Below are 5,434 nucleotides of genomic sequence, written 5' to 3'. Positions count from 1 at the left end.
GGCGCGCGTGGCCCCCGGTCCGCTGGCCTGGGCGCACTCGCGGGTGATGCGCGCGGGGGAACAGGGCCTGGCGGCCCACCTGGGCGCGTGACCCGGGCCGGTTCGGCCGGTGCGGCTCAGCCGGTCTTGCGGGACTTCTTCGCGTCCGCGACGGAACGCTTGAGGGCCTCCATGAGGTCCACGACCTCGGCGCCCCCACCCTCCTCGGCCTGCTCGCCGAAGGTGGCCGCCGTGTCGACGCTCTCGCCCGCCTCCAGCTTCGCGTCCACGAGCTTGCGCAGCTGCACCTGGTACTCGTCCTCGTAGTCCTCGGGCGTGAAGTCCGCCTCGAAGCTGGCGACGAGCTGCGCCGACATCGTCAGCTCCTTGGCGCTCACCTTCGCGGGCTCGTCGAGGGACGGGAACGCGGCCTCGCGGATCTCGTCGGCCCACAGGAGGGTCTGCAGCACCAGCACCTCGTCCCGCACGCGCAACGCCGCGAGCCGAGTGCGTTGCCGGAGCGCGAACTTCACGACCGCGGTGCGGTCGGTCTCCTCCAGCGTGCGGCGCAGCAGCACGTACGCCTTCGTGGACTTGGAGTCGGGCTCCAGGTAGTAGGTGCGGTCGAACATGATCGGGTCGATCTGGTCGCTCGGCACGAACTCGACCACCGAGATCTCCCGGTCCCGCTCGGCGGGCAGGTCGGCGAGGTCCTGCTTGGTGAGCACCACGGTGCGCTCGCCGTCGTCGTACGCCTTGTCGATGTGCTCGTACGGCACCACCTCGCCGTCGATCTCGCACACGCGCTTGTACCGGATGCGTCCGCCGTCGGCGTCATGCACCTGGTGCAACGGCACGTCGTGATCCTCGGTCGCGCTGTAGACCTTGACCGGGACGTTGACGAGACCGAAGGTCACGGCACCCTTCCAGATGGCCCTCATCCTTCTATGGTGCGCCCCAAGCGCACTACATGCCCAGGTTTACCCCTGGGCCGAGGTCAGAGGCCCGCGCGGTCCAGCTTCTCGCAGAGCTCGGCGTTGGTGGGCTCCACCAGGTGCTCGCCGTCCGGGAAGACCAGCACCGGGATCTGCTTGCGCCCGGTCAGCGCCTCGGCCTCGTCGGCCCGCGCCGGCTCCGCGACGAGGTCCACGTACACGTAGTCCACGCGGCGCACGTCGAGCACGGCCTTGCTGCGGCGGCAGTCGCGGCACCACTCGGCGCCGTAGACGGTGAGGCGCTCGGGCCGGCGCGTCGACGGCACGTCGCCGGCCACCGTCAGGGGCGAGGCGAACGCGGCGGTCGAGATGTCAGAAATCACGCGCCGGAGCCTAGCGGAGTTCTTCACCCCACCACGACCCCGTTCGAGTGATCTCGCCGACTCCGAGCGCACACGCCCTGACGGCGGCACGATGGTGGGATGGCGACGACGCACACGGTCACGGTCGACGGGCACCGCCTGCGCCTGAGCAACCTCGACAAGGTGCTCTACCCGGCGTCGGGCACCACCAAGGGCGAGGTGCTGCACTACCTGGCCGAGGTGGCGCCGGTGCTGCTGCCGCACGCGGCCAACCGGCCCGTCACGCGCAAACGGTGGCCGGACGGCACCGGCGGGCAGATGTTCTTCCAGAAGAACCTCGACGCCTCCACCCCCGACTGGGTCAAGCGGCGGTCGATCCAGCACAAGCAGTCCGCCAACGACTACGTGCTGGTCAACGACCTCGCGACCCTGACCTGGCTGGGCCAGACCGCAACCCTGGAGCTGCACACGCCGCAGTGGCAGTTCGGCCGCACCGGGGCCCGGCTCGACCCCGACCGCCTCGTGCTCGACCTCGACCCCGGGCCGGGCGCCGGCCTCACCGAGTGCGCGCAGGTCGCCCGCTGGGCCCGCGAGATCCTGCGCGGCATGGACCTGGAGCCCTACCCCGTCACCTCGGGATCCAAGGGCATCCACCTCTACGCCGCCCTCGGCAAGGCCGCCGACACCCGCCTCGACTCCGACGCCGTCTCCGCCGTCGCGCACGAGCTCGCCCGCTACCTGGAGGCCGAGCACCCCGACCTGGTGGTCAGCGACATGAGCAAGGCCCTGCGCTCCGGCAAGGTGCTCGTCGACTGGTCGCAGAACAACGGCAGCAAGACCACCATCGCGCCCTACTCCCTGCGCGGCCTCGACCGGCCCTGGGTCGCCGCACCACGGACATGGGCCGAGCTGGAGGACCCGGACCTCGCCCAGCTCACCTCCGACGACGTGCTGGCCCGCATCGCCGCCGACGGCGACCTCCTCGCGCCGCTGCTGGAAGGGCACCTCGCCGCCCTGGAGCCGACGACGGAACGGCTGGCCACCTTCCAGAAGCTGGAGACCTACCGCGCCAAGCGGGACCCCGCCAAGACACCGGAACCGTTCGGACCGCGCGGCGACCCCGAGCCGGAACCCGCCGCGGAGGTCGAACCCGCCCCACAGGCCGAAGCCACCCCGCCGGCCGAACCTGTCGAGACCGACCCCACCTTCGTCATCCAGGAGCACCACGCCCGCCGCCTGCACTGGGACTTCCGGCTGGAGCACGAGGGCGTACTCGTCAGCTGGGCACTCCCGCGCGGCGAACCCACCGACCCCGCCAAGAACCACCTGGCCGTGCAGACCGAGGACCACCCCCTCGAGTACGGATCCTTCGAGGGCAGCATCCCCGCCGGCGAGTACGGCGCCGGCGACGTCACCATCTGGGACTCCGGCACCTACGACCTGGAGAAGTGGCGCGACGACGAGGTCATCGTCACCCTGCACTCCGCCGAGCGCGGCGCCCGCCGCCTCGCCCTGATCCGCACCGGCGGACGCGACGGCGACGCCGAGAACAACTGGCTCATCCACCTCACCAAGGCCCAGCCCGGCTCCCCCGCGCCGTCGAGCACCGAACCCGCGGCACCGTCCGCGACCCCAGAACCCGGTACCCGCCGCGAGACGCCGCCGGGCGGCCGGTGGCGCGCCATGCTCGCCACCGCCGCCACCCCCGGCGACCTCACCCGGCCCGACGACTGGGCCTTCGAGATGAAATGGGACGGGTTCCGCACCCTCGCCCACGTCCAGGACCCCGACACCCTCCGCCTGATCAGCCGCTCCGGCCAGGACCTCACCGTCACCTTCCCCGAGCTCGCGGCGCTCGCAGGCCAGGTCGACGCCGCCCGCCTGCCCGTGGTGCTCGACGGCGAGATCGTCGCCCTCGACCGCGCAGGCCGGCCCGACTTCCGCCGCCTGCAGCACCGCGCCAACCTGCGCAAGGAGCACGACGTCGCCCGCGCCCGCGCGCAGGTCCAGGTGGACCTCATGCTGTTCGACGTCCTGGTGGCCGACGGCGAGGACGTGACCGGCCGTACCTATACCGAGCGGCGCGAGCTGCTGGAGTCCCTGGTCGCGCCCCGCCCGCCCGTTCACCTGCCGCCCGCCTTCGACGGCGACCTCGACGCCGCCGTCCGCACCTCGCGCACCCTGCGGCTGGAGGGCGTGGTCGCCAAGCGTCGCGCCTCCACCTATGCCGGACGCCGCTCGCGGGAGTGGCTCAAGATCAAGCACCAGGCCATGCAGGAGGTGGTCGTGGTGGGCTGGCGCCCGGGCCGCGCCGACGCGTCCGTGATGGGCTCGCTGCTCATGGCAGTGCCCGACGGCGAGGGCAGCGGCCTGCGCTACGTCGGCCGGGTCGGCACGGGGTTCAGCGAGCGCGAGCGCCGGGAGATCACCGCCCGGCTGCGGGGCATGGAGCGCAAGACGCCGGGGGTGTCCGGGGTGCCGCCGGAGGACGCGTCGGACGCGCGCTGGGTCACGCCGAGCCTGGTGGGCGAGGTGACGTACGCCGACTGGGTCGAGGGTTCCGACGGTGCCTCGGGCGAGCGGCGCATGCGGCACTCGGTGTGGCGGGGCTGGCGCCCGGAGAAGGCGGCGCAGGACGTGGTCGCGGAGGTGCCGCCGCCCGCATGACCGATGTCCGGCGCCTGTTGATGTGCGCTTCTTCCAGCGATCGCGCCGGGATCTTGCCGATTCCGGGCGCGATCGCTGGGTAGTAGCGCACCTTGGGTGCTGCGCGCGGCGCTTGGCACACTATTAGTGATGGGACGGCGCACAGTGTGCCGCGGGCCACCCGGCGGGCGCGGAATACCCGCGTCCGCAACGGTGGTTGTCGCCTGCATGCGAGCGATCACGTATGCAGAGTTCGGCAGCACCGACGTCCTGGAGCTCACCGAGCAGCCCGACCCCCACATCGGCCCCGACGCCGTCGTCGTCCGGGTGAGGGCGGCGTCGGTCAACCCGGTCGACTGGAAGATCCGCCAGGGGTACCTGCAGGGCCTCATCGACACGGACCTGCCCGCGATCCCGGGCTGGGACGTCGCCGGCGTCGTCGAGCAGGTCGGCCTGGACACCCCCGAGTACCAGGTGGGCGACGAGGTCTACGGCTACGTGCGCAAGGACACCGTGCGCGGGGGCACGTTCGCCGAGCTGGTCGCCGCGCCCGTGCGCACGCTGGCACGCAAGCCGGCGTCGCTGAGCTTCGAGGAGGCCGCGGCGGTGCCGCTCGCGGGCCTCACCGCGTACCAGGCGATCCAGCGGGCCGGCGTCAGGGACGGCCAGACCGTGCTCGTGCACGCCGCGGCCGGAGGCGTCGGCGCGTTCGCCGTGCAGATCGCCAGGGCGCTGGGCGCCCGCGTCATCGGCACCGCGAGCGAGCGGAACCACGAGTTCCTGCGCGGGCTGGGCGCCGAGCCCGTCACCTACGGCGACGGCCTGGCCGACCGCGTACGCGCCGTCGCGCCCGACGGCGTGGACGTCATCCTGGACTTCGTGGGCGACGGGGCCGTCGCGGCCAGCGTCGAGAACCTGGCCGACGGCGGCACGGTCGCCTCGATCGCCGACCCGACCGCCCGCAGCGAGCACGGCGGGCACTACCTGTGGGTGCGCCCCTCGACCGCCGACCTGGACGCGCTCACCGCGCTGTTCGACGCAGGCAAGCTGTCCGTCGAGATCGCGCAGGTCTTCGACCTGGCCGACGCCGCCGAAGCGCACCGCGCCAACGAGTCCGGCCATACGCGGGGCAAGGTCGTCGTCCGCGTCTGAGGCCAGGGCGGGCTGCGGGCTGCGGGCTGCGGGCTGCGGGCTGCGGCGAGCCTATCCGGGTGGTCGGCAGAATGTCAGGTGGTCGGCAACTCGGGTTGCCGACCACCTGACATTCTGCCGACCACCCAGTTTGGCGTAGCCCACCACGGCGCCGTCGTACACCGCCACCAGCGACAGCGCCGGGCGGTAGATCCAGGACTCACGGATGGGGTCGACGCCGTCGGCGAACCGGTCCTCGCCGAACGCGGCGACCTGCACCGTGCGGATCGCGGGAAAGTCCTCCGGTGCCCCGGGCCGGATCAGCCAGTCGCTCACGCGTCGGCCGGCTCGGTCGTGGCGGCCGGCTCGGTCGTGGCGGCC

The 5,434-nt window shown here is 72.7% G+C and carries 5 protein-coding genes; 2 read left to right on the top strand and 3 right to left on the bottom strand.

The features are described from left to right. Positions 1-116 precede the first annotated feature (116 nt). Together ku and PROKR_RS05775 are read right to left on the bottom strand one after the other, a co-directional pair. The gene (gene ku / locus PROKR_RS05780) at positions 117-920 is read right to left on the bottom strand and encodes a non-homologous end joining protein Ku (RefSeq protein WP_036960490.1); all 804 of its coding nucleotides are present in this window, start codon (positions 918-920) and stop codon (positions 117-119) included. Between the two features lie 56 nt (positions 921-976). Continuing rightward, complete coding sequence (locus PROKR_RS05775) at positions 977-1,297, bottom strand: glutaredoxin family protein (protein WP_425414858.1); 321 nt, start codon at positions 1,295-1,297, stop codon at positions 977-979. 99 nt (positions 1,298-1,396) lie between these two features. On the opposite strand from PROKR_RS05775, the gene PROKR_RS05770 reads away from it, so the two are divergent. Together PROKR_RS05770 and PROKR_RS05765 are read left to right on the top strand one after the other, a co-directional pair. After that, a complete protein-coding gene (locus PROKR_RS05770; RefSeq protein WP_036960488.1) occupies positions 1,397-3,943 on the top strand; it encodes an ATP-dependent DNA ligase in 2,547 nt (848 codons plus the stop codon). A gap of 207 nt (positions 3,944-4,150) precedes the next feature. Next, on the top strand, positions 4,151-5,074 hold the full coding sequence (locus PROKR_RS05765; protein WP_036960486.1) for an NADP-dependent oxidoreductase: 924 nt from the start codon (positions 4,151-4,153) through the stop codon (positions 5,072-5,074). Positions 5,075-5,125: 51 nt separating this feature from the next. On the opposite strand, the gene PROKR_RS30565 is transcribed toward PROKR_RS05765, so the two are convergent. Next, on the bottom strand, positions 5,126-5,389 hold the full coding sequence (locus PROKR_RS30565) for a GNAT family N-acetyltransferase (protein WP_157601905.1): 264 nt from the start codon (positions 5,387-5,389) through the stop codon (positions 5,126-5,128). Between the last annotated feature and the right edge of the window lie 45 nt (positions 5,390-5,434).

It is taken from the genome of Promicromonospora kroppenstedtii DSM 19349 (assembly GCF_000515355.1).
Taxonomy (GTDB): domain Bacteria; phylum Actinomycetota; class Actinomycetes; order Actinomycetales; family Cellulomonadaceae; genus Promicromonospora; species Promicromonospora kroppenstedtii.
The sequence above is the reverse complement of the archived record's forward strand: the minus strand, read 5'-3'. Positions and strand labels throughout refer to the sequence as shown.

Excerpts from the sequence above, each read along its gene's own strand:
- PROKR_RS05770 (WP_036960488.1), top strand. The coding sequence starts at position 1,397 with ATGGCGACGACGCACACGGTCACGGTCGACGGGCACCGCCTGCGCCTG.
- ku (WP_036960490.1), bottom strand. The coding sequence starts at position 920 with ATGAGGGCCATCTGGAAGGGTGCCGTGACCTTCGGTCTCGTCAACGTC.
- PROKR_RS05765 (WP_036960486.1), top strand. The coding sequence starts at position 4,151 with ATGCGAGCGATCACGTATGCAGAGTTCGGCAGCACCGACGTCCTGGAG.